Genomic DNA, 26,510 nt, shown 5'->3' on the forward strand with positions numbered 1-26,510 from the left:
CGGTTCAGTTCCGGTCAGTTGTTGCGCGACGCAGAAAAGCGATAAGATCCTGGCGATCCTGTGCTTTGGCAATCCGCTGCATCGGCATTTTCGACCCCGGAATGTAGTGGTCTGGCCCTTCGTCGAAAAGGGCATTTATCGTTTCGTCATTCCAAATGATATCAGAGCCTTGCAATGTATCCGAGTACAAATATCCGCGAACTGTGCCGGCCGGACGTCCAAATACACCGTGCAGGGTGGGGCCTGCACGTCGTGCATTATCGGAGGACAGGCTGTGACAGATCGAACATTTGCGCGCAAACTGGCGTTCTCCGTTGTCCATCTCATCAGGATTTTTCAGGAAACTCGGTTCTGCCGAGGCCATCTGGTGTTGGCCGGACAACGCGTCCACAGGCCAGCTGTACATCGCCTCGTCAAGTCCGCCCGCATGGATGCTTTTACCGTCTGCGGAAAATGCCAAAGCCCAGACCGGACCGCGCAACGTGGCGCGAAAATCCTGTGCAATGCGCCAATCGACGGTGTCGATGACCATAATATACCCTTCGCCATCGCCTACGGCCAAGAGTCTCCGATCCGGGCTGAGTGCAAGGGCAAGGATCGGGCGGCGGTCCAGTGTGAAGTCGCGCTCTTCCCCGGTGGCAAGGTCAAGGATACGCGTAACACCGTCAACCGCACCATAGGCGATCCAGTTATCCTGTGCATTCAGGGCCAGTTCATTGATGCCGAACCCGTGCTCGACCAGACGCCTTGTTTCCTGCCTGCTGGATACATCCCATAGCCGCAAAGCGCCGTCGACGCCCGCCGAATAAAGCTGCGTGCCGTCAGGTGAGAATGCGACCGCGTTTACGCCACTGCCAGTCGGTCCAAGCCGCGCGGGTTCTGTGCCATCGACAGGCCACAGGCCGATTGTTCCATCCCAGCTGGCCGTGGCAATAAGGGTTTCTGACGTGGCAAGGCCGACAATCTTGCCCTTGTGTCGGCCAATGACTTCACCGCTGGGCCATTTGCGCAGGGTGAAATCGTCCCCAGCAGAATAGAAAGCGGAGCCGTTGAACGCGACTGCGTTCACCGCCGCTTCGTGCCCTTCGAACCAATCTGGCTTTTGCCCGGTCCAAAGACCCACAGAGTTGTCGAAACTGGCTGTTGCGATGCGACCGTCTGGCGCGGTGGCAATGCCCATAATGGGGCCGCCATGCCCTTTCAGTGTAAAGAACTCTGCCACGGCAGGCAGGGGCACCAGCGCCAGCGCCAGAACCAGCCCACGCATCTATTCAGCGGGTGAGGCGGCTGCTTTGCCAGCCTCTTTTTCCTGCACCTCTTCCAGCCAGAGCGAGTGATGCTCGCGCGCCCATTGTTCCTCGACCTCGCCGGTTCCCATGGCGTCAAATGCGCCCTCCATACCGACCGAGCCGAGATAGATATGCGCAACGATGATCGCGATGAACACATAGGCAATCATGACATGCCAGACTTGGGCGAATTGCATCTCTTCCTGCGGTGACATCTGCACCGGCAAGGTCAGACCCAGCGCCTGCGGAACGCCCGTGGCGTTTGCGACCGAGAAGGTCTTGGCGAACAGGGGCAACTCGAACGGAAACAGCAGTGATAAGCCGGACAGACTGATTGACACGCCCAGCAGGATGCAGGCCCAGAAGATGATCTTCTGCCCCGCATTGAATTTCCGGGCGGGCGGGTGGTTGCCCTTGGTGAACAGGCCCCCGCCAGCGGCCAGCCATTTCAGGTCAGTGCGGTTGGGGATGTTATGAGCAATCCAGTTCACCGTGACGATGATCAGACCCAGCATAAAGGCCCAGGCCAGATTGTTATGCAGCCACTTGCAGCCTTGTGCGATGGTGGCGAAACCTTCCTTGCCGAAGACCGGGATCAGGAAGTCGCGGCCATAGAGCGTGAGCAAACCAGTAATGCCGAGGATCAGGAACGATCCTGCAAACAGCCAATGGCCAAAACGTTCAATCCCGTTGAAACGGGTGACTGTGCGGCCCGTTTTCTCTCCATCGATGTGGATTTTCCCACGGATCAGGAAGAACAGCAAAATGATGCCCAACATCCCGGCGATGATGTAAGTGCCATATTCGCGCAGCGGTCCGGTGCGGAAATTCAGCCACCACATGCCACCATCCTGTATCAACACGCTAGCAGCGGGGCCGTTTGACGACACGGTCACATCGGCCGAACCATAGCGCAACGCACGGTACACATCGCTGTTCGATGCAACACCACGGGTGCCAAGCTGCCCCATCAGACCCTCGACATTGCTCTGGCCGGTATTGTCGGAGCGATAAGCGTTATCCACCTTCTCACCACGTTGCCGGGCGAGGATGTCTTCGAGGGTCGTCGCTCCGCCGGTTCCCGCCCTTTCAGGTATGGCGGTGCTGTCATCGGTCGTTTGGGCGGCACCCGAAAAGGTAAGCCCAAGGGTGAACAGAAAAGCGATGAGAAAGCGGAGCATCTGAACCTCGGTCAAATTCCAAGATCGGACAACCCGCGCTGAGCGGGTTGTCCATTGCTTTGTGCAGACAGCGGCTTAGCCGTCTTTCTGGTCGTAGGCGGTACCCCAGCCCCAGGCGCCCGAGCCGAAACCGCGCGCCACGACGCGTTCACGGTAAACAGCCGACACCACGTCGCCGTCACCGGCAAGCAGGGCCTTGGTTGAGCACATTTCGGCGCAGATGGGCAGTTTGCCCTCGGCGATCCGGTTGCGACCATATTTGGCGAACTCTGCGGTCGAGTGGTTTTCTTCGGGACCACCAGCGCAGAACGTGCATTTGTCCATCTTGCCGCGTGAACCGAAATTGCCCGCCTGCGGGTATTGCGGCGCGCCAAACGGGCACGCGTAAAAGCAATAACCGCAACCGATGCACAGGTCCTTGGAGTGCAGGACAACACCTTCTTCGTTCTGATAGAAGCAGTCGACCGGGCACACCGCCATGCAGGGTGCGTCCGAACAATGCATACAGGCCACCGAGATCGAGCGTTCGCCCGGGTTGCCGTCATTGATCGTCACCACCCTGCGGCGGTTGATACCCCAAGGTACCTCATGCTCGTTCTTGCACGCGGTTACGCAGGCGTTGCATTCGATGCAGCGTTCAGCGTCGCAGAGAAACTTTGCTCTAGCCATTAATCGTCCTCCTTACGCTGCCGAGATCTTGCAGAGAGTACACTTGGTCTCCTGCATCTGGGTCACTGAATCATAGCCATAGGTCTGGGCGGTGTTGGAACTTTCGCCCAGAACATAGGGGTCAGCACCGGCGGGGTATTTGTGCCGCAGATCCTCGCCCTGGAAATGGCCGCCAAAGTGGAAAGGCATGAAGGCGACACCGGCACCAACCCGATTGGTCAGCATCGCCATCACCTTGACCTTGCCGCCTTCCGGACCTTCGACCCAGACCTGTTGTCCGTCCCGAATGCCAAGGTTGTTGGCATCGCGCGGGTTGATCTCGACGAACATATCCTGCTGAAGTTCAGCAAGCCATGGGTTAGACCGGCTTTCGTCACCACCGCCTTCATATTCGACCAGACGACCAGACGTCAGGATTATCGGGTAATCCTTTGAAAAATCGTTCTTTTGGATCGAAGCATAGAGGGTGGGCAGGCGATAGGAGTGCCGATCCTCGTAGGTCGGATAGTCCGCCACCAGATCACGCCGGTTCGTATAAAGCGGCTCGCGATGCAGTGGGATCGGATCCGGGAAGGTCCAGACGACCGCGCGGGCCTTGGCGTTCCCGAAGGGCGCGCAGCCATGCTTGATCGCCACCCGCTGGATACCACCTGAAAGGTCGGTTTTCCAATTGGTCTCGGGGCCTGCAACGGCATCGATTGCAGCGCGTTCTTCAGCCGTCAGGTCACCGTCCCAGCCAAGATCCATCAGCATCTGCATCGTGAATTCAGGGTATCCGTCCTGAATTTCTGATCCAACGCTATAGACCCCTTCGGCCAGCAGGTTGTCGCCATCGCGTTCCACACCGAACCGGGCGCGGAAGGTCAGGCCACCTTCGGCCACCGGTTTGGACATGTCATAGAGGTTCGGTGTCCCCGTATGACCCATCTCAGCGGTTCCCCAGCAGGGCCACGGCAGACCATAGTATTCGCCGTCGTTTGGTCCACCAATGGCCTGCAGCGTGGTTCTGTCGAACGTGTGCTGATTGGCCATATGGCTTTTCAGACGTTCCGGCGACTGCCCGGTATAGCCGATGGTCCAGAGGCCCGAGTTGAACTCACGCGTGATGCTTTCAACATTCGGGGTCTCGGGGTCTTCCATCTCGATATTGCGGAACAGGCGATCCGCCCAACCGAACTTATTGGCGAACTTGGCCATGATGACCTCGTCCGGCAGGCTTTCGAACAGCGGTTCTACGACCTTGTCACGCCACTGCAACGAGCGGTTTGACGCGGTGACCGAACCTCGGGTTTCGAACTGCGTACAGGCGGGCAAAAGATAGACGCCATCGGTACGGTCATGCAGAACAGCGGAAACGGTGGGATACGGGTCGACCACGACCAGCATGTCCAGCTTTTCCATTGCCGTTTTCATTTCCGGACCCCGCGTTTGCGAGTTCGGCGCGTGACCCCACAGAACCATGGCACGGACATTGTTGTCCTGATCCATGTTCGCAGGGTCTTCCAGAACACCGTCGATCCAGCGGGATACCGGGATACCGCTTTCATTCATCAGCGGTTTGTCCTTGCCGTCTTTGCCCTTGATCGTGGCGAACTGGCCCTTCAGCCAATCCAGGTCTTCACCCCAGACGCGGCTCCAGTGGCCCCATGCGCCCGCGGACAGGCCGTAATAGCCGGGCAGGGTATGGGACAATACACCAAGGTCTGTCGCGCCCTGCACGTTGTCGTGGCCGCGGAAGATATTGGTGCCACCACCCGAGGTACCCATATTGCCCAGCGCAAGCTGAAGCACGCAATAGGCGCGGGTGTTGTTGTTGCCGTTGGTGTGCTGTGTGCCGCCCATGCACCAGATGACCGTGCCGGGGCGGTTGTTGGCCATGGTTCGGGCAACACGTTTCAGTTGCGAGCCAGGCACGCCGGTGACGCGTTCTGTTTCTTCAGGCGTCCATTTGGCCACCTCATCCTGAATCTGGTCCATGCCCCAGACCCGGGTGCGGATGAATTCTTTATCCTCCCACCCGTTGTCGAAGATGTGCCACAGGATGCCCCAGATCAGCGCAACGTCTGTGCCCGGGCGGAAACGGACATATTCATCCGCATGGGCCGCGGTGCGCGTAAATCGCGGGTCGCAGACGATCAGCGGTGCGTTATTCTGCTCTTTCGCGCGCAGAACGTGCAGCAGAGAGACAGGGTGCGCCTCAGCCGGGTTGCCGCCGATGATGAAGATGGCGCGCGAGTTGTGGATGTCGTTATACGAATTGGTCATGGCGCCGTAGCCCCATGTATTCGCAACACCCGCAACCGTGGTCGAGTGGCAGATACGGGCCTGATGGTCCACGTTGTTCGTGCCCCAGTAGGCGGCGAATTTGCGGAACAGATAGGCCTGTTCGTTATTGTGCTTTGCAGAGCCCAGCCAATACACGCTGTCGGGCCCGGATTCTTCGCGGATCGACATCATGCCATCGCCGATCTCGTTGATCGCCTCTTCCCAGCTAATGCGCTTCCACTCGCCGCCTTCCTTTTTCATCGGATATTTCAGTCGGCGTTCACCATGGGCGTGCTCGCGAACCGAGGCCCCCTTGGCACAGTGTGCACCAAGGTTGAACGGGCTATCCCAGCCGGGTTCCTGCCCGACCCAGACACCGTTCTGCACTTCGGCAACGACAGTACAGCCGACCGAACAGTGGGTGCATACGGATTTGATGTTTTCAACGGCCTGTTTGGCCGCCGTCTGGGCACTGGCTGGCGTCACGGTTCCACCTGTGGCGCTGATCGCGGCAAGGCCGCCGATCGTCAGGCCCGAGCCACGCAGGAATGCGCGGCGATCGACGGTTTTCTCGCCGACCTGGGACAGGATACTTGTCCGCTGGGGGCGTCTCGCAACCCCGTTGGTCTTTTTCCTAAGCATGTCTTTCCTCCCTTGCGCGCCGTGTAAGCCACGGCTGGCTTGGTACTGCTGAAACCGACGTCAGGGCCAATCGCAACCGTCTGTCGGTGTGAGAGCGTCCGATCCTAGAACCGGGTGCTCTCGATGTAGGCGCGTGTATGCGCAGTATCCTGAATGCGGGTTTCGTCGGCCGGCAGCGCGGCGGCTTCGGCCTTCCCGGTCAGGCTGGCGGCGGCAACGGCAGCGGGTGCTGCGGTTCCGGCCAGTTTGAGGAAGTCACGGCGGGTGGCGCCTTCTTCCTTGGTCTTGCTCATGGGAACCTCCTTTCCCAATTGCGGTTTGGCGCCCATAGGACACCGGCGATGTGCGGGTTACCCCGCCGTCATCCGGAACGCTTCGCGCTCGATCTCCATGAACACCCGACCGGCAGTGCCGACGGATGCATAAAGAACCGAGTTCTCGGCTGCTTCCAAATCCGAATAGAAATGCGTGGCCCAGGGGCCGATATGCTTGCTCCAGAATGCCTTTTGGTCATCCAGGGATGCCGGGCTGCCAAAACGCCCGACGATCATTCCGGCCATCATCTCCATCAATGAGGCGATGTTATCTTCGGGCTCGAACACGTTTTGGGCACGTGTGATCCCGCGAACCGCCATGTCATTGCGCAGCTGAGCCAAGGGTTTCTCGTTCAGGAAGCCCGTCAGGTAGAAACTGGCGTAAGGCAGCAACTCACCCCGGCCCAATCCGATGAACAACGCATTGAATTCCCGTTCGGCAGCGGCTGGCTTGGTGACCTTGGCAACCCGCGCCATGGATTGAATGGCCTTGCCGAGATCCGTGTCATCTCCGACCAGACCAGCCATTTGGTTCAGCAACATCTGGTCCGGAGGACCTGCCAGTAACAGACCCAGAAAGTTATAGAAATCCGCGCGCAGGCGATCCTCGGCTGAAACATCCAGAGTGTGCGCGTCACTTGCGGTCATTCGGTCATCCTTCAAATTCAAATGTCATTCGACGTGGAGACGGGGGACGGTCGACTTCTTCCGGCTCTTCCACTTGAACCACTGAAACCGGCTGTGGCACGGGATCGGGGTCAACTGGCACGACCTCTGGTTCAGAGAGCGTATCAGTTTCGATTTCGTTTTCTTCCGTTTCTTGCGCGTCGGCGGCCAGCGCTTCGACATGCGCCAGCATGCCTTTTCCAACTTGATAGGCGGTTTGGATGCTTTCGATCACGCAGGCCGCATCGGTATAGTCCTCGCCGTAATCGACCAGCCCGTCGACATTGGCTAGAACAGGGTTCAACCGCCACAGCCGACGCAGGGCGCGGCGCCGCAGGCGATCAGGCACTGCCTTGGACATAAAGCCCGAAACATCATCGCAGGGTCCGAGGGTATCCGGATTGGGAAGGTTGAATTCGGCCAAAATCTCGGCGTCACTCTTTTCTTCAAGTTCGGTGTGATGTGCTGCGATCACCCGTTCTTCGAGGGCCATCGCCTCGGCTTCAGCTTCGGCCTGAACGGCTGCCTTCCGGCGCGACCAGAAATCACGCCGCTCTGTCATTGCAGCACCCGTCTCGGCGAGCGGTACACGTCCGATACCTGCCTGATACGCGCATCACCTTTACCGTCTTCAACCAGATCCGTCCGCTTCTTGTCGCGACGGCGCTTGACGAACACTTCGTGCTGGTGATGTTTCAGGGTGAAATCCCGCACCCAAGCGATCAGCCCTTCGGTCATCGGGATTTTCTCGACAATTTCTTCGCCGGTATCTGCGTAATCCTGCCCCTGGAACGGAGAAGCGGTGATCAGAACTGCATTCAGCGGCGTGTCGCCCTTCAGCTCATTCCGCAGTACAAGATAGATCGAGGGCTGCCCGTCCGACAGGTTGACCAGATAGGCTTCGGTCTCGTCCGCCCAAAGAGTCAGAGGAAGGGTGGCAGCGTGGTATTCGACCGCCTCGCCTTCGCGGCGCAGTTCCTGCCAATCGGCTGGCCCTGCACCAGGCAACACGGCGACCGCGCGCCAGTTCCAGCGGGCCCAACGCGTGACCCCGGGTGTTTTGCGCACAATGACGCCAACCGGCATGTCGATCTGGCTTGCGGCCTTGGCCACTGGATCCTCCCCGAAAGGCTCTCCCCTGCCTTTCCACGTCCACTATGGTACACAAAATAGCCACGTGCCAAGCCCGTGCGTTAATACTTTGGTCGTATTCCCGGTAGCGTCTTCGTGATCAAAGCCTGAGAAGGCTTTTGTTTTATGGGATTTTGCCGCGAAATTCTACCCGGCGCCCTGCACGCTGCGCAGGGTTGAAGTTGCTTCATCGGGAATGCAGCCTAAAGTGCAGAGGATCGGGACTGCTTCCCGAGGGAGGGGACATGGGCACGAAACTTTTGCTCTGCGATTGCGCGGGAACTCAGGCGCTGGATCCGGACAGGATCGAAAGCGCCTGCGGAATTTCCTGTTCAAAGGTGCATACCGCGCTTTGCACAAAAGAACTGCAATCCGCTGCGGCCTTGATTCAAGAGGGCGATACCGTCATCGCCTGTCTGCAAGAACAAGAGGTGTTCCGGTCGCTTGCCGAAGATATGAATATTGAGACCCCCGGCTTTGTCGACCTGCGGGATCGCGCTGGGTGGTCCGATCAGGGCGCGGATGCGACGGCCAAAATGGCTGCCTTAGCCGCCGAAGTGTTCCTGCCGCAACCCGTGACGCCCAGCGTTGATGTCATCAGCGAAGGCACGTGTTTCATCATGGGTCCGGGCACCGTTGCCTTTGGACTGGCGGAAAGGTTGGCCCGGACACTGGCTGTAACCGTTCTGGTCACAGATCAGGCTGAGCCGGACTCTCGGGCCTTCGACGTCATCCGGGGACAGTTGCGGTCTGTTTCGGGTGCTCTGGGTGGGTTTTCTTTGCGTCTGGACAATGTGCAGCAAGTGGTTCCCGCAGGCAGGGGTGCTTTCAATTGGACGGAACCAAGAGATGGGGCGCAATCGGCCTGCGATATCATTGTTGATCTGACGGGGGGCACGCCCTTTGTGCAGGCCCCGGCCAAGCGCGAGGGGTACTTGCGGGCTGATCCCAAGGATGCGGTTTCTGTAGAAAGTCTGGCTTTCGACGCCGCCCAACTGGTCGGAACATTCGAAAAACCCCTGTACGTGCGACTGGAAGAAACACTTTGCGCCCATTCGCGGGCGGAACAGGTCGGGTGCTCAAACTGTCTGGATATCTGCCCAACCGGTGCAATCACGCCCTCGGGCGAGCATGTAGCGATTGATCCGATGGTCTGCGCCGGGTGTGGTGAATGCGCGGCGGTCTGCCCGTCGACGGCGATAACCTATGAAGATCCACCTGTTTCGGCCTTGTTGTCACGGATGCACACTCTGGCGCGCACGTACCGAAGGGCAGGCGGTATCGCACCCCGGTTGCTTGTGCACGACGCCCACGGGGCCGAAATGATAAGGCTTGCAGCAAGGTTCGGGCGGGGATTGCCTTCGGATGTTATCCCGCTGGAATTGAAAGTGATATCCGGGTTCGGTCATTCGGAAATGCTGGCCTCACTGGCTCATGGATTTGCGCGTGTGGATGTGCTGCTGGCACCGACGACCGAGCGGGATGCGCTGGATCGCGAACTTGAACTGGCACGTGCCATAGCCAGTTCGGATGGGATCGGGCTGATTGAGGAGGTGGACCCTGATGCGATGGCAGACTTGCTGTATGCGCAAAATGTCCCCGAACCGTTGGCAGATCCGGTCTTGCCACTTGGCAACCGCCGACAAATCGCGCGACTGGCCGCACAGGCCCTGAATCCGCAGGCCAAAGCCCCGCTGCCATTGCCTGAAGGTGCGCCTTACGGTGCCGTTGCAGTGAATACTGACAGTTGCACGCTCTGTCTTAGTTGTGTGTCTCTGTGCCCGTCCGGGGCTTTGATGGATAACCCTGACAAGCCCCAGCTGAACTTTCAGCAGGATGCGTGCCTGCAATGCGGAATGTGCAAGACGATCTGCCCCGAAGATGCGATCACCTTGGTACCACAAATGGACCTGAGCGATGCTGCCTTGTCTCAGCAGGTCCTGAACGAGGAGGAACCATTTGCCTGCGTCGAATGCGGGGCTTTGTTTGGGGTGAAATCAACCGTTGAACGGATCATGGAAAAGCTTTCGGGCACGCACCCGATGTTTGCCTCAACGGAACAGGCGCGGATGATCCAGATGTGTGACAATTGCCGGGTGAATGCTCATTTCCAGCAGCAGGACAATCCGTTCCAGTCAAAACCAAAGCCTCGGGTCGTTACCACCGAGGATTACTATTCGGATAGAAAGGATCACTGAAGCTTTAGCGGCGAGCCCAGATCTGCGGCGTCAATGCGCGAAACAAATGCCAGGATGGCTTCAAGATCGTCCAACGTCATCTTGACCGGGTGAATTGGGGATGGTCGCTCGGGATCAAAGGGGGGTGTCAACCCGTCGATCTGCGTGAATGCGGGGTGGGGATTGAGGGCAAAGAACGCCTCGAACCGTTCCGACCAATCCGGCATCGCGCGCAGAACCGCGAAAGAGGGGGTTGAGCCAAGCCCGCTCATCCGGTTTCGGGGGCCAATCACATGACATCGACCACAATGGGTCATAGATAGTTCTTCGCCCAGCACGGTGTTGCCATCCAGGATATCGTCCGACTGGGTGAATGTGGGATCAAAGCCGGTGCTGAACGGTTCACTCACCGCAGGAAGAAAACCTTCGACAGTGCGCTTGCCGATATCTGATTGCAGCCAGTCGCGAAACCGGATTTGACGATTATCACCTTCGATCCGCAGGTGATAGACCACTCCACCACGGGCAAAGACAGGATCACCGGGCGGCGCGGTTTCCAGCACCATGGCACCGGCATCATCTGCGACAACGCGTATCCCGGTCTTGAGAGAGAAGCGAGGAAGGATATGTTGCAACAGACCGGAGTCTTTAACCTCTGCCGGAGCCGCAAGGCCAATCGCCTCCTGCGACAAGGAGGGGGTGGCGGTGAGCGTCAGGCTCAGGCACAACAAGACAAGGCGCATGGTTTAGCCTAACTATGAAGGCTGCGATGCGTCAAATGAACAGAAAGAGACGGAGACACATGCAATGAGCGGCGACCAATACATGTCGACACGCACGCCCCTGTCGGCGGGGCACACCAAGGAGAGAACAGCATGAGTGTTCGTGACGCGGTTCTGGCGAAACTGAAAAAGATCACCGATCCGGTTTCGGGTCAGGACATTGTCAGCGCGGGCATCGTGCGCGCGCTGAATGTTGAGGGCGACACGGTTCGCTTTGTTCTTGAGATTGATCCGAAGCATGCCGACAAGATGGAACCTGTGCGCGCAACAGCTGAGAAGGCTGCGCAGATGGTTGAGGGCGTTGCAAATGTATCGGCCCTGATGACTGCGCATTCCGATAAGGCGCCGCCGGATTTGAAGCCGAAACCCAAACCATCCCAAACTGGACCGCAGGCCGTTCCCGGTGTTGACCGGATCCTCGCGGTTGCTTCTGGCAAGGGGGGGGTGGGCAAATCCACCGTGTCGGCCAATCTGGCCTGTGCACTGGCCGCAGAAGGGCGGCGCGTGGGTCTGCTGGACGCGGATGTTTACGGGCCGTCGCAGCCTCGGATGTTAGGCGTCTCGGGCCGCCCGGCCAGCCCCGATGGCAAGACGATCCTACCGCTGCGCAACCACGGCGTCACCATGATGTCGATGGGGTTGATGACCAACGAAGGGCAGGCGGTTGTCTGGCGCGGGCCGATGCTGATGGGGGCGCTGCAACAGATGATGAGCCAGGTGCAATGGGGTGCCCTGGACGTGCTGATCGTCGACCTGCCGCCCGGCACCGGTGACGTGCAACTGACGCTAAGCCAGAAATTCAAGGTGGACGGCGCTATTGTCGTCTCGACGCCGCAGGACGTGGCGCTGATTGATGCCCGCAAGGGGATCGACATGTTCAATCAGCTCAAGACACCTATTGTTGGGATGATCGAAAACATGTCCACGCATATCTGTTCGAACTGTGGGCACGAAGAACATGTTTTCGGTCATGGTGGTGTCAAGTCTGAGGCCGAGGCGACGGGCGTGCCGCTGCTGGGTGAAATCCCGTTGCATCTGGACATTCGTGTAGCCGCAGACGGGGGCGCGCCAATTGTGGTCAGCAAGCCAGACAGTCCTCAGGCCGAGGCTTTCCGCAAGATCGCCCGCGACATGATCACCAAAGGCACCGCATGAGCCAACCGGTCTTTCCCCCTTTGTTGACGGGTCACCCGGTTCAGGGTGGGGAAGACCCGTTTGAACGGGCCCAGGCTATGGCGGCTTTGGGCTGCGATGCGGGGGCGGTTGTTTATAACATTCAGGCCGATTACCTGCGTGTCGCGATCGTATTTGCGCCCGAGGTGCCACTGCGGGACGCGATGGCGATGCTGCCGCTTTGTGCTGTCGGGTTTCAGAATGCGCTGGGCGCTCTGGCCCCGCCTGAAGTGGCGGTGCATCTGGAATGGGACGGTGTGATCTGTGTGAATGGCGCGAAATGCGGTGTGTTCCGCGTTTCGGCATCCGGGGAAAACGCGGAAGAAGAACCGGATTGGCTGATTGTCGGCTGGGAGCTCGCATTGATGCAAACCAGCACCGCGCCCGGCGAGACACCGGATGTCACAGCCCTTTATGATGAAGGCTGCGCCGAGGTGTCGGCCACGCAACTGGTCGAAAGCTGGTCACGCCATATGCTGACCTGGCTCAACCGCTGGCAGGAGGATGGCAACGCGCCGCTGCATGCCGAATGGATGGGCCTGCTGCGTGGGGTAGGTGAGCCACGGGTCGATGGCGGTGTATTCCTTGGAGCGGATGAGCGGTTCGGAATGCTGATCCGCGACGGGGTCAACACCCGTTTGCGCCCGTTGACGGAATTATTGGAGAACGGACGATGAAACTGGCCCGCGCCATCCATTTCGATGAAAGCGACATGAACGTGTTTCATTCTCCGGCACGTACGGGCGAATGGTGCGTTTCGGGCGGGTTCGAGTTTTCGAACTGGAGCGGCGCGGATCTGGAAGGTAAGGCGCGTCAGGCTTTTGCGAATGGCTGGCTGGGGCTGGAAACCTTTGGCCGGGTGACATTTGTGGCGGTAACCCAGATCGAAGCCGCTGAAAGGGATCAGGTCACCCGCAATTTGGCAGAACATTTCGTGCAGTATTATGGAGCGCCCTCGGTCGAAGCCGCATTAGGCGTGGCACAGGCTGAGATTGATCACATGTCAGATCTGTGTGAAGACCATGCCGCCAACACGCTGCTGACCGTCGCCAGAGAATTGTCTGAGACAGGAGTGCACGAAGCCTTTCGTGTGATCACTCCGCAAGACGCACAGCTAGAGGTGCTGACGGTGCATGGGGCGCTGGACGACTAGAAAGGGTCGACAAACCCGCCGAACTGACCGCGCTTGAAGATCAGACCCTTGCCAGTGCGGTACATGACCTGATCCACATGACCGACAATGATCAGATGATCTCCGGCCTCGTGCCGGGCGTGCAAACGGCAGTCAAACCGAGCCAGACAATTGGCCAGCTGCGGGCGATCAGCCTCGTCTGTCGTCCACTCGGCATGGGTGAAATCCACACCGTCGCGTGCAAATCTTAGCGCCTGATCCTGTTGATCCTGAGCCATGACGTGGATCGAGTAATGCGTGCAGGTGCTGAACGTATCGAAGCGGTTTGACTCTCTGGCCAGGCACCACAGCACCAGCGGCGGGTCCAGGGACACCGACGCAAACGAGTTTACGGTGATTGCACGTGGGCCGTCTTCGGTTTGCGCAGTGATCACGGTGACACCCGTTCCGAAACATCCCAGAGCCTCACGAAAGGCGTGGCTTTGATCCGGTGTTGGTGTGAAAATCTTTTCCGTCATATCGCGCGCGTGTTCCTTGGCCGCGCATCAGGTGCCATGCGTGGCCCGGATTGTCCACGAAAAGCTGAACGGCTATTGCAATTTTCGGAGTTAATTCAGGTCTTCCAGAAGACGTCCGTGTTTGCGGGTCTGGACGATGACTTCGCCAAAGGTGTTCAGCCCGCGCGCTTGCAGGATGGGCAGCATCTTGACCAGCGCCTCGGCTGTTGCCACCGCGTCGCCCAATGCCGTATGACGCAGCGCCTCGGGGATAGTGATGTCTAGCCGTTCACACAGCGCGTCCAGTGTATGTGTATCGCTCGCGCCGAACAAAACAGCCGACAACAGCACAGTGTCGAGTATCGGATGATCCCATTCGACTTCCATACGCTTGGCATGGCGGCGAAGGAACGCCATGTCGAACGGGGCGTTATGGGCTACGATCACCGCATCGCGTGAGAATTGGTGAAACACACGCCCGGCTTTGACAATATCCGGTGCGCCCTGAACCATGCGATCACTGATCTTGTGCACGCGGGTCGAGGCAGCAGGGATCGGAATGCCCGGATCTACAAGCATGTCCAGATGCTCGCCCGCGACGATCTTGCCTTTCACAACGCGGACCGCGCCGATCTGAACGATCTCATCCTTGTGCGGCAGCAAACCGGTTGTTTCCGTGTCAAAGACCACAAAACACAGATCCAGCAAAGAGCGGTTTTCGAACGCGCCGTCACCCGGCGTGTCCAGCAATTCGAAATCATAGACCAGCGGGCGGGCCTCATCTGGCGACATACGGGCAACGCTGTCTTCGAACACCAGCATGTAACCGGGTGCGTCACCCAATGGCTTCATTCGGGCCGAATAGGTTTGTCGGCCGTCCACGCTGGTCAGGGTGCAGAAAACATCCTTACCTGATTTGCACAACTTTCCATACGCGTCCGTCAACCCCGTCGATTCGATGTATTCGAAGAGCGAGGCGTTCAGGCGGGGATGCGCGATCTGGGCCAGCACCTCGGCCGCCTGACCGTCATACAAAACGATCTGGTGTTTTGGACTGGCCAGCAACATGGCGACCGGGATCTCGGTCAGAAGGGCAGTAAGGCGCTGTTTTTCCGCCGCCAGATGAGCGGTTTCAGCAGCCACCGCCTCGGCTGTGTGCATGGCATTTGCGGCAAGTTGCTCGGCCAGGCCAGCTGCAGCAGGGGCCAGATCTCCCAAATACCGCGCGGCCTGCATGTCCAGGTCCGTGCTGACACCGGCATGAGCGCGGGCCCGCAGTTGCGCTGAAAGCCGTTCGATCGGCTTGGCGACATTGTCGTCAAACAACAGCCAGACACCGGCGATCAAAGCCAGCAATCCAAACCCGATCAGAACCTCGGCAAAGATGAAGTCATCAAACAGGTCAGGTTGTGCGGCCCGGGCATAGGTGATCCACAGGGCGGCGGAACTGATTGATATCCCGCCGAGCGCGAGCAGGCAGAAAAACAGAAATATCCTGAGCCGCAGGCTTAACCCTGTGAGCATTGTCAAACCCCGCAGGTGGCGTCGATGATGGGGTCGGCAGGCCCGGCAGATATCCAGTCTGCATTCAGCAGACGTCCGTCATCGGAAAACTCAGCACCGTCCGCAAGGTTGGCGCGACGATTCTCGGCACAGTTTACGGCCACGGGCAGTTTTGAAACCGGAGCCCAGCGACCGAAGAAATAAAGATCGACAAGTCGTTGGTCGGGAACGTTTTCGTTTGTTCGCACCGACACGGTGTCAATAGCGGCAAAGCGGTCGACGAAGGGCACGGCATAGGTCCACGGGCGGTAGAGGGCGCGGCTTTCAACCTCTTGCACGATTGCCATTTCCTCGGGAAGTTGTTCGCGCGTACGGTCGTACCAGGAATACTCGCTGGATATGGTCACAGCGATCATCCCCAAACCCGCCGCGACCGGAGTAACCCATTTCGGCAACCGCCCTCCGGTCAGCTTGTTCAGCACAAGAACGATACCCGCAAAAGCGAAGCCCGCAAAAACAGTGCCGATCAATTCCAGAAACATCGTGTCTCTCCGTTCTTCAGATGCATGTCAGCCCAGCATTCCCTTGCCGTGGCCGACCGCTGATTGCATCGTTTTTACCACAACGAAGGCGTCACGAAGATGACTTCGCTCAAAGTCCGAAAGATCGGATGGTGGCAGATAATTGTCTGGTTTCTTGCCCGATTTGACCAGCTGGACCTGATGTTCAAGCCGGGTTTCGGCGATCAGATCATAGGCGTCCAGCAAATCGCGTGCGCCCGACGCGCTGAGAACGCCATTGGCCTCGCCAGCCTTCAGACGGGCGCGCGTATTGGCCTCGGGCAGTTCGCCTTGCAGGGCGTAGATTCGCGCCAGATCCACGACCGGAACAACACCATTGTGTTTCATATCCAGCGTGTTGCGGTGCTCGCCCGACCGGATGGTCGCAAAACCACGCAGCAATCCCAGCGGCGGCGTGTGTTTCAACGAGTTCGAGATCATATGTGCGACGAAGATCGAATTGGACCTTGCCGCCGCCAATGTGTCGGCCTGCAGGTCGGCGAACAGGTCGAACGCGCCGCCAATCGGACGCAAGTCAAACATGACCGAGGCCAGCATCTGCGCTTCGGGGTTCGGTTTGGCGATCCATCCCTTGAAATAGTCGCGCCAGACACGCACCGGCTGACACCAGCGCGGATTGGTCGCCATCATGTCGCCGGGACAATAGAAATAGCCACAGGTATCCAGCCCGTCCGACACGAACCCGGCCAGCATTGCAAAGTATTCCATATCCGCATCGGTCACGCTGTCATCCAGCATCAGGCAGTTGTCCTGATCCGACACGCCTGTCTGCTCCTGCCGCCCTTGCGAGCCGCATGCCAGCCACAGATACGGCACAGGGGGCGTGCCCAGTTTCTGTTCAGCAAGGGCCAGAAGGCGCCGGGTAACCGTGTCAGCAACGTCGGTGATCAGGCGCGTGACGATTTCGTGCCGGTTCCCTCCTGCAACCAGTTGTACCAGCAGCTGTGGGATTTCCGCCGTTACCCGCGCCATATCTTCGGCGGTATTTGCCTGGGCGATGCGTCGCACCAGTTCGGCCGAGTTCACGGCCTGGTAATGTGTCAGGTCGGTTTGTGTGACGATACCGACCAGCCGACCGCCCTCTGAAATCGGGACGTGGCCGATGCCGCGTTCCATCATGATGTGCAACACGTCTGAGCCGATGTCACCGGGTGACAGGGTGACGGGGTTCGCGGTCATGATCTCGGAAACCGGTGTGGACGGAGGCAGGCCGTCCGCAACATATTTGCCTGAGATATCCCGGAGCGTCGCGATGCCCTGCAACGTGTCGCCGTCTGTGATGCATAGTGACGAGATGTGTTTGTCGCGCATGATCTGCGCCGCTTTCTGAACAGGCGTATCCGCGGGGCAGGTAGCCGGGTTATGTGCCATCAGAATATCAATGGAACTGGTCGCAAGGCTTTGCGGGCCGCTTCTGTCGCCGCGTGTGCGGTTGAAGAACTTGGCGACCACATCGTGACCGTCGATCAACTCGCGCACCAGATCCGGTGGCAAAACAATCAGGACCGACGGAGTGTGCGCACGCGCCTTGGTGGCTGCCTTGCCGTCTTTCAGCAGTCCGCGCTCTCCAAAAGAATTGCGCAAGCCTAGTTGAGAGACAACTGCACCATTCTCATCGGTGATTTCAACCTGTCCTTCATAGATCACGAATACGCCGGGAAGCGCATGACCCAGTTCATAGACCGAGGTGTCTTCCTCTACTTCCCAGACCTCGATCTGTTTTACGATCTGATCCAGGGCTTCAGCCGGTAACGCGTCATAGGGATGAACGGATTTCAGAAACCGGGCGATTTCATCGTGGGACAGGGGCATCTGATGTCTCCGGTGTTCTGGTGAAAAAATCCCGCCCAGTGGTATGCCGGGCGGGAGTAGTGGATCGAAAGACGCGGTCGAAGGCAAGAGCCAACGACCGCATCATGCTCACTTGTTCTGAGCTGCACCCGCACCACGGGGAATGCGAACGCTTTCGACCAGTTCCTTGATCTCCGGCGGAGTTTCCTTTGTCATGCCAGCCACAACATAGGCGACAGCAAAGTTGACCATGGCACCGACAGCGCCGAACGAGGTCGACTGGATCGGACCCAACAACGGATCGGCATCGGTGAACGAGTTGGTGTCCGGAATAAACATCCAACCCTTGTGCAGGAAGATGTAGACCAGGGTAACGACCAGACCTGCCAGCATACCTGCAACAGCACCGGTGTTGTTGATGCGGGTCGAGAAGATCCCCATCATCAGTGCCGGGAAGATCGAGGCTGCCGCCAGACCAAAGGCCAGAGCAACAGTCTGTGCTGCAAAGCCCGGAGGATTCAGACCCAACCAGGTCGCTACAGCAATCGCCACAGCCATCGCAATCCGTGCCGACAGAAGCTCGCCTTTTTCCGAAATCTGCGGGTTGATTGCGCCCTTGATCAGGTCGTGGGACACGGCCGACGAAATCGCCAGCAGCAAGCCCGCAGCAGTCGACAGAGCAGCCGCAAGACCACCGGCAGCGACCAGACCGATTACCCAACCGGGCAGGTTGGCAATCTCGGGGTTGGCCAGAACCAGGATATCGCGGTTGAACTTGGTCAGCTCGTTACCGACCCAGCCTTTTTGTTCCGCAATCGCCTGCATCGATTCAGATTTGTCATTGTAGTACTGAATCTTGCCGTCGCCGTTCTTGTCCTCCCAATCCAGCAGGCCGGTTTTCTGCCATGTGGCCATCCAGTCGTACCGTGCATCATTGTCGATCTGTTCGACTGTAACGGCACCACCTTCGATGCCACCATTGGGCCACATCATGTCGGTGATGTTCAGACGGGCCATTGCGCCAACAGCCGGAGCGGTCAGATACAGCAGCGCGATGAAGACCAACGCCCAGCCAGCCGACCAACGTGCGTCAGACACTTTGGGGACGGTGAAGAAGCGCATGATAACGTGCGGCAGACCGGCGGTACCGATCATCAGCGACAGGGTGAACAGCACCATATTCAGCGTGTTGGAGTGATGGGCCGTGTATTCGTTGAAGCCCAGCTCTGTTACGATGCCGTCCAGTTTGGTCAGTAGCGGTACACCGCTTGCAGTGTCGCCAAACAGACCCAGCGCCGGAATCGGAGTGCCGGTCAGCTGTAGCGAGATAAAGATGGCAGGGATGGTGTAGGCGGTGATCAGCACGCAGTACTGAGCGACCTGTGTATAGGTCACGCCCTTCATCCCTCCGAACACCGCGTAGGCAAACACAACGCCTGCACCGATCAACAGCCCGGTGGTGTTCGACACTTCCAAGAAGCGGCCAAAGGCAACCCCAACACCGGTCATCTGACCGATAACGTAGGTCACCGATGCGACAATCAGACAGATCACCGCAACGATGCGCGCTGTCTGGCTGTAGAAACGGTCGCCGATGAATTCCGATACGGTGAACTTGCCGAATTTGCGCAGGTACGGCGCAAGCAGCAGGGCCAACAGCACGTAGCCACCCGTCCACCCCATCAGGAAGGTCGAGTTGTCATAGCCGGTAAAGGCAATCAGGCCCGCCATCGAGATGAACGAGGCCGCAGACATCCAGTCCGCCGCTGTTGCCATACCGTTGGTGACCGGGTGTACGCCGCGACCGGCGGCGTAGAACTCTGATGTGGAACCCGCGCGGGCCCAAATCGCAATGCCGATGTACAGCGCGAAGGATGCGCCGACAAACAGCAGGTTGATGGTAAACTGATCCATTATCCCCGCTCTCCCTTACTCTTCATCCACGCCGTGTTCGGCGTCTAGCTTGTTCATGCGCCAGGCGTAGTTGAAGATCAGCACCAGAAAGACCAGGATCGATCCTTGCTGAGCGAACCAAAAGCCCAGATCAGTACCACCGACGGCGATGCCCGACAGCAGCGGACGCAGCAGGATGCCGAATCCAAATGACACCAGCGCCCAGATCACGAGGCTGATGTAGATGAGGCGCAGGTTGGCCTGCCAATAGCCCTTGTCGGCTTCGGCTGCCTGCGCGGAGTTTGTAGATTGATCCGCCATTGCGGGTTCCTCCTTCGCTTCCTCGTTTGGCGGCCCGGTGCTCAACTCCTCCAGTGCGTCGGTCCGCTTCTCGACAATGCCCAACACCGTATGGTGCCAGGTAAAACTTCACCAGTCCGCCAAAGCGGTCTTTTGAAGTATTCTTTTTAGGATCAAAGCCTTGTGGCTTATCTCCTCCCCTTAACTCATGGTGTCGCTCACGATCCCTTCGAGATCGCCAGCGATATCTTCGATCCTGCCCATGGCATTGATGCGTTTCAAAACACCGTGACCGTCGTAATAGGTGATCAGCGGCGCGGTCTGTGCATGATAAGCCGCCAGGCGCGAAGCCACGGTTTCAGCGTTGTCATCCGCGCGGCGCTTGAATTCGGTGCTGCCGCACTTGTCGCACTTTCCGTCTTCGGCTGGCTTCTTGAACTGGTCGTGGTACCCTTCGCCGCAGCCCGCGCAGGTGTAGCGGCCCGAAATGCGGATCACCATTTCGGCATCTTCCACTTCCAGGCTGATTGCTGCGTTGATCTTCTGGTCATTGGACGCCAGCAGACCATCCAGCGCCTCTGCCTGAACCGTTGTGCGGGGGAACCCATCCAGAATGACGCCCTTGGCGCAATCTGATTGCGCCATACGGTCGCGCAGGATCGCAATGACGATCTCGTCACTGACCAGATCACCGGCTTCCATCACGGCTTTGGCGGCTTTGCCTGCGTCCGTGCCTGCTGCAACGGCTTCGCGCAGCAGGTCACCCGTGCTGAGTTGAACAAGCCCGAATTTCTCTTCCAGCATCCGGGCCTGCGTGCCCTTCCCGGCGCCCGGAGGGCCGAGAAGGATGAGTACTGCGGGAGTGGTGATCGTGGCGGCGTCCATCACATCCTCACTTGCTTGCGCGGTTTTCGATCAGGTCTTCGACCACCGACGGATCGGCCAGTGTCGAGGTGTCACCCAGCGAACCAAAATCATTTTCGGCGATCTTGCGCAGGATGCGGCGCATGATCTTACCGGAACGTGTTTTGGGCAGGCCCGGGGCCCATTGGATCACATCGGGGCTGGCAATCGGTCCGATTTCGGTCCGGACCCAGGTGCGCAACTCCTTACGGAGCTCTTCGCTTGGTTCACGGTCATTCATCAAAGTGACATAGCAATAGATGCCTTGCCCCTTGATTTCATGGGGATACCCAACAACCGCAGCTTCTGCTACGGCGGCGTGTGCAACCAGAGCGCTTTCCACCTCGGCCGTTCCCATGCGGTGGCCAGACACGTTGATCACATCGTCCACGCGGCCGGTGATCCAGTAGTCGCCATCTTCATCGCGACGACAGCCATCACCAGTGAAGTAGTAGCCTTTGTAATCCGAAAAATAGGTCTTTTCGAACCGCTCATGATCGCCCCAGACAGTGCGCATCTGGCCGGGCCAGCTGTCTTTGATGCAGAGCACACCCTCGACACCATTACCTTCGATCTCAACGCCGGACTGAGGGTCCAACACCACCGGTTCGATGCCAAAGAACGGTTTCATTGCCGATCCGGGCTTCATTGCATGGGCGCCGGGCAGGGGGGTCATCAGGTGACCGCCGGTTTCAGTTTGCCACCATGTATCCACGATGGGACATTTGCCCTTGCCGACGACTTCGTTGTACCAATTCCAGGCTTCGGGGTTGATCGGTTCACCCACGGTTCCCAGAGTGCGCAGATCGCTGAGGTCGCATTTCTCGACAAACTCTTTGCCCTGACCCATCAGGGCGCGGATCGCTGTGGGCGCGGTGTAAAACTGGTTCACCTTGTGTTTTTCGCAGACCTGCCAGAAACGCGACGCGTCGGGGAAGGTTGGAACGCCTTCGAACATCAGCGTTGTCGCACCATTGGCCAGCGGGCCATAGACAATATAGCTGTGGCCGGTCACCCAACCCACATCCGCCGTACACCAGTACACGTCGCCTTCGTGGTAATCGAAGGTGATCTCATGCGTCATTGCGGCGTAAACAAGATAGCCGCCGGTTGTGTGAACAACGCCTTTTGGCTGACCTGTCGAGCCGGAGGTGTAGAGGATGAACAGCGGATCTTCGGCGCTCATTTCGGCTGGTGCGCAGTAGTCGTCCGCCTCAAGGGCCATTTCGTTGTAGTCAAAGTCACGACCGTCAATCCAGGTGGTCTGGCCACCGGTGCGTTTGACGACAAGGCACTTGACCGTATCCTTGCAGTGTAGCAGTGCCGCGTCAGCATTGGATTTCAGCGGCGTCTTACGACCACCGCGCGGAGCCTCGTCCGCGGTGATGACAACCTTGGCGTCACAGCCGTTGATCCGGGCTGCCAGAGCGTCCGGCGAGAAGCCTGCAAAAACAATAGAGTGGATTGCGCCGATCCGCGCGCAGGCCAGCATGGCATAAGCGGCCTCGGGGATCATAGGCAGATAAATGACGACGCGGTCGCCTTTGCGCACACCCATAGATTCAAGGATGTTGGCCATGCGGCAGGTGCGGCGGTGCAGTTCTGCGTAAGAGATATGCTGAGCCGGATCATTTGGATCGTCCGGTTCCCAGATGATTGCCGTTTGATCACCGCGGGTTTTCAGGTGGCGATCCAAACAGTTGGCCGAGACATTCAAGGTGCCATCGGCATACCAGTTTATTTTAACCGAACCGAAATCGTAGTTAACGTCTTTGACCTGGGTGAAGGGTTTGATCCAGTCGACGCGCTTGCCTTGCTCGCCCCAGAATGCGTCGGGGTCACTGATCGAAGCGGCGTACATGCCGGCATATTTTTCGGCATCAACATGCGCACGGGCGACGGTTTCTGCGGATGGCGGATAGGTCTTGGCATCTGCCTGGGCAGCGGTGGTCATTTTTGAGGCTCCTCCCTCTGGACTGGATTACGTTGGGACATTTTTTGCCACTTGGTCCGGCAATGTCGATCCCGTTCCTCCCCAAGGTCGAATATTACCGAGTTCTGAAAATAAATAAATAAATTGCCGGAATCCCTGAATTTATTTGTAAAGAAATTTCTAACCACGGCCACATCTAGTAAAGAAAATGCGTAAATTTTGTGAAAATCTTTTTAAAGTAAATGGATAGGTGTAACACATGTCCTGCTTGCATTGCTTGACACAAGCGGGGGTCAGTCCACGAACACCTGGTTTTCCTGCATGCGCAATCCAAGCGGGAACTTCTTCTGATACCAGCGGAAAGCCAAGGCAGGGTTGGCACAGTAGAATGTTGGCGCTAGCTTGATCCTCAAGCGCCTCGGGAGGAGGCGCAGCAATGGGAGATCAAATGATGAAAAAGATGTTGAGCGGCGCGGCCGTCGCCGCCCTGAGCTTTGCTTTTGTCGGTGAAGCCTTTGCAACTGAATGGAACGCATCAGTCTGGGGCAAACGTCGTGCCTTCACCGAGCATGTTGAAAAACTGGCCGAGCTTGTCAGCGAAAAAACCGGCGGTGAATTCACCATCAATGTCAGCTATGGCGGACTATCCAAGCCGCGCGAGAACTTGGACGGTATTGAAATCGGCGCCTTCGAGATGGCTCAGTTCTGCGCAGGCTACCACCGCGACAAAAACCGCGCGATTACTGTTCTGGAGCTGCCCTTCCTTGGCGTGAACAACCTGCAGGAGGAGGTGGCGATAAGCCATGCGGTATATGACCATCCCGCAGTCAAAGATGAGATGGCCCAATGGAACGCCCGCATCATCATGACCTCGCCGATGCCGCAGTATAACTTGGTCGGTACCGGCGAGCCACGCGATGAACTGGCCGATTTTGACGGAATGCGGGTCCGTGCAACTGGCGGTTTGGGGCAAGCCTTTGAGGCGGTCGGAGGTGTTCCGACATCGGTCCCTGCAACCGAAGCGTTCAATGCCATGGAATCAGGTGTCGTCGACACCGTGGCCTTTGCCCAGCACGCACATCTGTCTTTCGGGACGATCAACGAAGCCGACTGGTGGACGGCAAACCTGAACCCAGGAACGGTAAACTGCCCAGTCGTGGTCAACATTGACGCCTATGAGGCCCTGCCAGCCGCGCATCGCGAGGCGCTGGACAGCTCGATTGATGAGGCGATTGACCATTACCTGACAAATTACGACGGATTGCTCGAGCAATGGGACAGTGTTCTGCAAGAAAAGGGTGTCCAGAAAGTCATGATCGATGATGCCGTGATCGCAGAATTCCGCACCAAGGCAGCCGACCCGATCCGTGAGAAGTGGATCGCGGAAATGACGGAACAGGGACTGCCAGCGCAGGATCTTTATGATCTCGTTCAGGCGACGCTGACCCAACAGCGCGGCGGCAACTGATCCTGAACACGGGTGCCCAACGGGCACCCGGTACACGAATATTGGGGAACACCGGAATGGCAGGACAGGCCACAGTGCTGGTGGACGGAAGCCGTCTGAGCCAGCTGGATCAGAAGTTATTGAAACTGGAGCGTTTTCTGGCGCTCATCAGCGGTTTCGCAGTATTTGGCTTGATGGTGCTGGCCGTTATTTCGGTCAGTGGGCGCAATGCCCTGAATGCCCCATTGCCAGGATATGTTGACTGGATCGAACAGGCGATGCCACTGATCGCATTTCTGGGCATTTCATATGTTCAGCGCGATGGCGGCCACATCCGCATGGACATCGTTCTATCGCGCCTTCACGGCAGGGGGTTGTGGCTGTTCGAACTGGTCTCGGTGGTTTTGATCCTGCTTCTGATGCTTGCACTGGTTTGGGGCAGTTGGTCTCACTTCGACCGCTCCTTTGACTTGGGCGCACCATTGTGGAGCCGCGACAGTTCCATTGATATCGGAATTCCATTGTGGCCCGCCAAACTACTGGCCCCCATCGCGTTTTCCGTACTGTGCCTGCGGCTTGCTTTGCAGGCTTGGGGCTATGGCCGCGCATTATGGCTGGGACTGGAAGCTCCGGTGGCCGTTCCGTTGATACAGGACGCGGCAGCACAAGCAGCGGCTGAGGCCGAACAGTTCGAAGGGCAGGACTGATTTATGGACACGATTGAAATTGGCCTCTGGGTTACGGGCGGGCTTCTGGTCTTTGTCGTGGTCGGCATGCGCGTGGCCTTCGCTGCGGGCTTGGCCGGGCTTATCGGGCTGGTTTGGATTTTTTGGGCCAAGTTTGGGTATGATCCTGCGCGGTTTGGAAAGGCGCTGACAGTTGCGGTCAAAACCGCCGGGCAAGTGCCGCATTCCAAAGTTGCCTCTCACACCCTCAGCCTGATCCCGACCTTTATCCTGATCGGGTATCTGGCCTATTACGCAGGGCTCACGCGGGCGTTGTTTGAAGCTGCCAAACGCTGGGTCGCCTGGGTTCCTGGAGGGTTGGCGGTTTCAACTGTTTTTGCCACCGCCGGTTTCGCCGCGGTTTCGGGTGCCTCGGTCGCCACCTCTGCCGTCTTTGCCCGCATCGCGATCCCGGAAATGCTAAAGGTCGGCTACAACAAACGCTTTGCTGCTGGTGTGGTGGCCGCCGGAGGAACGCTGGCCTCGTTGATCCCACCATCGGCCATACTGGTGATCTACGCGATCATCGTCGAGCAGGATGTCGGGAAGCTACTTCTGGCGGGGTTCATTCCGGGTGCTTTTTCAGCGATCATCTATGCCGTGCTGATTGTCGGGATCGCTGTGATCTTTAAGTCCGTCGGTCCTCCGGTCACAGGCTTTACATGGAAACAGCGCTTTTCGGCCCTTCCCGGAGCCATTCCTATTGTCGCCGTCATCCTGATCATCATCTGCTTTGTCTATAACCCGTTTGGTGAAAAAGCGTGGGGCACACCGACGGAAGGCGGCGCAATCGGCGCCTTCATTGTCTTCTGCTTCGCGCTGTTTCACGGGATGCGGTGGAGCGAGTTCAAATCCGCGCTGCTGGAGACGGCCAAGCTTACCGCGATGATCTTTTCGATCATCTGGGGCGTTCTGATCTATGTTCGATTTCTAGGGTTTGCAGACCTTCCCGGCGCCTTTTCTGACTGGATAACCGGGCTCGAGATGTCGCCCATGATGATCTTGATCTGCATTCTGCTGGCTTATGCCGTGTTGGGCATGTTCATGGATGCGATTGGAATGCTGCTTTTGACCTTACCTGTTGTTTATCCGGCGGTCATGGCGCTGAACGGCGGCGAAATGGTCAGTGCTGCAGACAGTGCGTTTGGCATGTCTGGGCCGATGTGCGCGATCTGGTTCGGAATTCTGGTAGTCAAAATGGCCGAATTCTGTCTGATCACACCGCCCATCGGACTCAACTGCTTTGTCGTCGCCGGGGTGCGACCGGATTTGAGTGTTCAGGATGTCTTCAGGGGTGTGACGCCGTTTTTCGTGGCCGACGCCCTGACCATAGCAATGCTTGTGGCGTTCCCTGGTATTGTACTCTACCTGCCATCGCTTGCGGGTTAGCTAGGATGCGAGGCTCTACCTCGCGCTCCGGGATATTTAAAGCCAGATGAAGAACGGATCCCCTGCTTCATCTGGCTAATAAATATCCCGGGGGAGGCGCCCGGCACGGGCGACGGGGGCAGAGCCC

At 58.2% G+C, this 26,510-nt stretch carries 24 protein-coding genes; 7 read left to right on the forward strand and 17 right to left on the reverse strand.

Going from position 1 to position 26,510, the window contains the following annotated elements; all coding sequences use genetic code 11:
- Nucleotides 1-4: 4 nt before the first annotated feature.
- The 8 genes from ACR0NZ_RS02445 to ACR0NZ_RS02480 form a co-directional block, all read right to left on the reverse strand.
- Nucleotides 5-1,267: a c-type cytochrome gene (locus tag ACR0NZ_RS02445; RefSeq protein WP_480516708.1), complete on the reverse strand. Its 1,263-nt coding sequence runs from the start codon at nucleotides 1,265-1,267 to the stop codon at nucleotides 5-7.
- Nucleotides 1,268-2,470, reverse strand: coding sequence for a formate dehydrogenase subunit gamma (locus tag ACR0NZ_RS02450; RefSeq protein ID WP_480516710.1), 1,203 nt, complete (start codon nucleotides 2,468-2,470; stop codon nucleotides 1,268-1,270). It abuts the gene before it with no gap.
- Nucleotides 2,471-2,545: 75 nt separating this feature from the next.
- Nucleotides 2,546-3,139: a formate dehydrogenase FDH3 subunit beta gene (gene fdh3B / locus ACR0NZ_RS02455; protein ID WP_209504177.1), complete on the reverse strand. Its 594-nt coding sequence runs from the start codon at nucleotides 3,137-3,139 to the stop codon at nucleotides 2,546-2,548.
- Between the two features lie 12 nt (nucleotides 3,140-3,151).
- Nucleotides 3,152-6,046, reverse strand: a complete 2,895-nt coding sequence (locus ACR0NZ_RS02460) for a formate dehydrogenase subunit alpha (RefSeq protein WP_480516712.1) — start codon at nucleotides 6,044-6,046, stop codon at nucleotides 3,152-3,154.
- 104 nt (nucleotides 6,047-6,150) lie between these two features.
- Nucleotides 6,151-6,339: a ubiquinol-cytochrome c reductase iron-sulfur subunit N-terminal domain-containing protein gene (locus ACR0NZ_RS02465; RefSeq protein ID WP_480516714.1), complete on the reverse strand. Its 189-nt coding sequence runs from the start codon at nucleotides 6,337-6,339 to the stop codon at nucleotides 6,151-6,153.
- 57 nt (nucleotides 6,340-6,396) lie between these two features.
- On the reverse strand, nucleotides 6,397-7,008 hold the full coding sequence (locus ACR0NZ_RS02470; protein ID WP_480476674.1) for a TorD/DmsD family molecular chaperone: 612 nt from the start codon (nucleotides 7,006-7,008) through the stop codon (nucleotides 6,397-6,399).
- Between the two features lie 4 nt (nucleotides 7,009-7,012).
- Nucleotides 7,013-7,588 carry a DUF3306 domain-containing protein gene (locus tag ACR0NZ_RS02475; RefSeq protein ID WP_480516716.1) on the reverse strand — a complete coding sequence of 192 codons (576 nt, stop codon included), beginning with the start codon at nucleotides 7,586-7,588 and terminating at the stop codon, nucleotides 7,013-7,015.
- Complete coding sequence (locus tag ACR0NZ_RS02480) at nucleotides 7,585-8,139, reverse strand: DUF3305 domain-containing protein (RefSeq protein WP_480516718.1); 555 nt, start codon at nucleotides 8,137-8,139, stop codon at nucleotides 7,585-7,587. Before ACR0NZ_RS02480 ends, ACR0NZ_RS02475 begins: the two co-directional genes overlap by 4 nt.
- 263 nt (nucleotides 8,140-8,402) lie before the next feature.
- Between ACR0NZ_RS02480 and ACR0NZ_RS02485 the strand changes: the two genes are divergently transcribed.
- Entirely contained in the window at nucleotides 8,403-10,355 is a 1,953-nt protein-coding gene (locus ACR0NZ_RS02485) for a 4Fe-4S binding protein (RefSeq protein ID WP_480516720.1), read from the forward strand.
- Here ACR0NZ_RS02485 and ACR0NZ_RS02490 read toward each other — a convergent pair.
- Nucleotides 10,349-11,077, reverse strand: coding sequence for a hypothetical protein (locus ACR0NZ_RS02490; protein ID WP_480516722.1), 729 nt, complete (start codon nucleotides 11,075-11,077; stop codon nucleotides 10,349-10,351). The two genes, ACR0NZ_RS02485 and ACR0NZ_RS02490, sit on opposite strands and share 7 nt — an antisense overlap.
- 132 nt (nucleotides 11,078-11,209) lie before the next feature.
- On the opposite strand from ACR0NZ_RS02490, the gene ACR0NZ_RS02495 reads away from it, so the two are divergent.
- From ACR0NZ_RS02495 to ACR0NZ_RS02505, 3 genes are read left to right on the forward strand one after another with little or no spacing between them, the layout of a single operon-like run.
- A complete protein-coding gene (locus ACR0NZ_RS02495) occupies nucleotides 11,210-12,271 on the forward strand; it encodes an Mrp/NBP35 family ATP-binding protein (protein WP_480516724.1) in 1,062 nt (353 codons plus the stop codon).
- Nucleotides 12,268-12,966, forward strand: coding sequence for a biotin/lipoate--protein ligase family protein (locus ACR0NZ_RS02500; RefSeq protein ID WP_480476686.1), 699 nt, complete (start codon nucleotides 12,268-12,270; stop codon nucleotides 12,964-12,966). Before ACR0NZ_RS02495 ends, ACR0NZ_RS02500 begins: the two co-directional genes overlap by 4 nt.
- Nucleotides 12,963-13,442 carry a DUF6505 family protein gene (locus ACR0NZ_RS02505; RefSeq protein ID WP_480516726.1) on the forward strand — a complete coding sequence of 160 codons (480 nt, stop codon included), beginning with the start codon at nucleotides 12,963-12,965 and terminating at the stop codon, nucleotides 13,440-13,442. Before ACR0NZ_RS02500 ends, ACR0NZ_RS02505 begins: the two co-directional genes overlap by 4 nt.
- Here the strand turns inward: ACR0NZ_RS02505 and ACR0NZ_RS02510 are convergent.
- The 8 genes from ACR0NZ_RS02510 to acs all read right to left on the reverse strand — a co-directional run bounded on the left by ACR0NZ_RS02510 (nucleotide 13,439) and on the right by acs (nucleotide 22,843).
- The gene (locus ACR0NZ_RS02510) at nucleotides 13,439-13,939 is read right to left on the reverse strand and encodes a flavin reductase family protein (protein WP_480476690.1); all 501 of its coding nucleotides are present in this window, start codon (nucleotides 13,937-13,939) and stop codon (nucleotides 13,439-13,441) included. The two genes, ACR0NZ_RS02505 and ACR0NZ_RS02510, sit on opposite strands and share 4 nt — an antisense overlap.
- A 90-nt stretch (nucleotides 13,940-14,029) precedes the next feature.
- Complete coding sequence (locus ACR0NZ_RS02515; RefSeq protein WP_480516728.1) at nucleotides 14,030-15,442, reverse strand: 3'-5' exonuclease; 1,413 nt, start codon at nucleotides 15,440-15,442, stop codon at nucleotides 14,030-14,032.
- A gap of 2 nt (nucleotides 15,443-15,444) precedes the next feature.
- On the reverse strand, nucleotides 15,445-15,963 hold the full coding sequence (locus tag ACR0NZ_RS02520) for a hypothetical protein (RefSeq protein ID WP_480516730.1): 519 nt from the start codon (nucleotides 15,961-15,963) through the stop codon (nucleotides 15,445-15,447).
- A 27-nt stretch (nucleotides 15,964-15,990) separates the two neighbouring features.
- Nucleotides 15,991-17,814, reverse strand: coding sequence for a DUF294 nucleotidyltransferase-like domain-containing protein (locus ACR0NZ_RS02525; RefSeq protein WP_480516732.1), 1,824 nt, complete (start codon nucleotides 17,812-17,814; stop codon nucleotides 15,991-15,993).
- A 108-nt stretch (nucleotides 17,815-17,922) separates the two neighbouring features.
- Nucleotides 17,923-19,707, reverse strand: a complete 1,785-nt coding sequence (locus ACR0NZ_RS02530) for a sodium:solute symporter family protein (RefSeq protein ID WP_480476698.1) — start codon at nucleotides 19,705-19,707, stop codon at nucleotides 17,923-17,925.
- A 15-nt stretch (nucleotides 19,708-19,722) separates the two neighbouring features.
- On the reverse strand, nucleotides 19,723-20,007 hold the full coding sequence (locus ACR0NZ_RS02535; RefSeq protein WP_209504901.1) for a DUF4212 domain-containing protein: 285 nt from the start codon (nucleotides 20,005-20,007) through the stop codon (nucleotides 19,723-19,725).
- A gap of 180 nt (nucleotides 20,008-20,187) precedes the next feature.
- On the reverse strand, nucleotides 20,188-20,871 hold the full coding sequence (locus ACR0NZ_RS02540; RefSeq protein WP_480493362.1) for an adenylate kinase: 684 nt from the start codon (nucleotides 20,869-20,871) through the stop codon (nucleotides 20,188-20,190).
- 7 nt (nucleotides 20,872-20,878) lie between these two features.
- Nucleotides 20,879-22,843 carry an acetate--CoA ligase gene (gene acs / locus ACR0NZ_RS02545; RefSeq protein WP_480493360.1) on the reverse strand — a complete coding sequence of 655 codons (1,965 nt, stop codon included), beginning with the start codon at nucleotides 22,841-22,843 and terminating at the stop codon, nucleotides 20,879-20,881.
- A 430-nt stretch (nucleotides 22,844-23,273) separates the two neighbouring features.
- Here acs and ACR0NZ_RS02550 point away from each other — a divergent pair, with 430 nt between their 5' ends.
- Genes ACR0NZ_RS02550 through ACR0NZ_RS02560 form a run of 3 tightly spaced genes read left to right on the forward strand, consistent with a single transcriptional unit; the run spans nucleotide 23,274 to nucleotide 26,383 of the window.
- Complete coding sequence (locus tag ACR0NZ_RS02550; RefSeq protein ID WP_480517730.1) at nucleotides 23,274-24,290, forward strand: C4-dicarboxylate TRAP transporter substrate-binding protein; 1,017 nt, start codon at nucleotides 23,274-23,276, stop codon at nucleotides 24,288-24,290.
- A gap of 56 nt (nucleotides 24,291-24,346) precedes the next feature.
- Nucleotides 24,347-24,976, forward strand: a complete 630-nt coding sequence (locus tag ACR0NZ_RS02555) for a TRAP transporter small permease subunit (protein ID WP_480472339.1) — start codon at nucleotides 24,347-24,349, stop codon at nucleotides 24,974-24,976.
- Between the two features lie 3 nt (nucleotides 24,977-24,979).
- A complete protein-coding gene (locus ACR0NZ_RS02560) occupies nucleotides 24,980-26,383 on the forward strand; it encodes a TRAP transporter large permease (RefSeq protein WP_480476702.1) in 1,404 nt (467 codons plus the stop codon).
- Nucleotides 26,384-26,510 lie beyond the last annotated feature (127 nt).

This window comes from Ruegeria sp. AE3 (assembly GCF_056542225.1).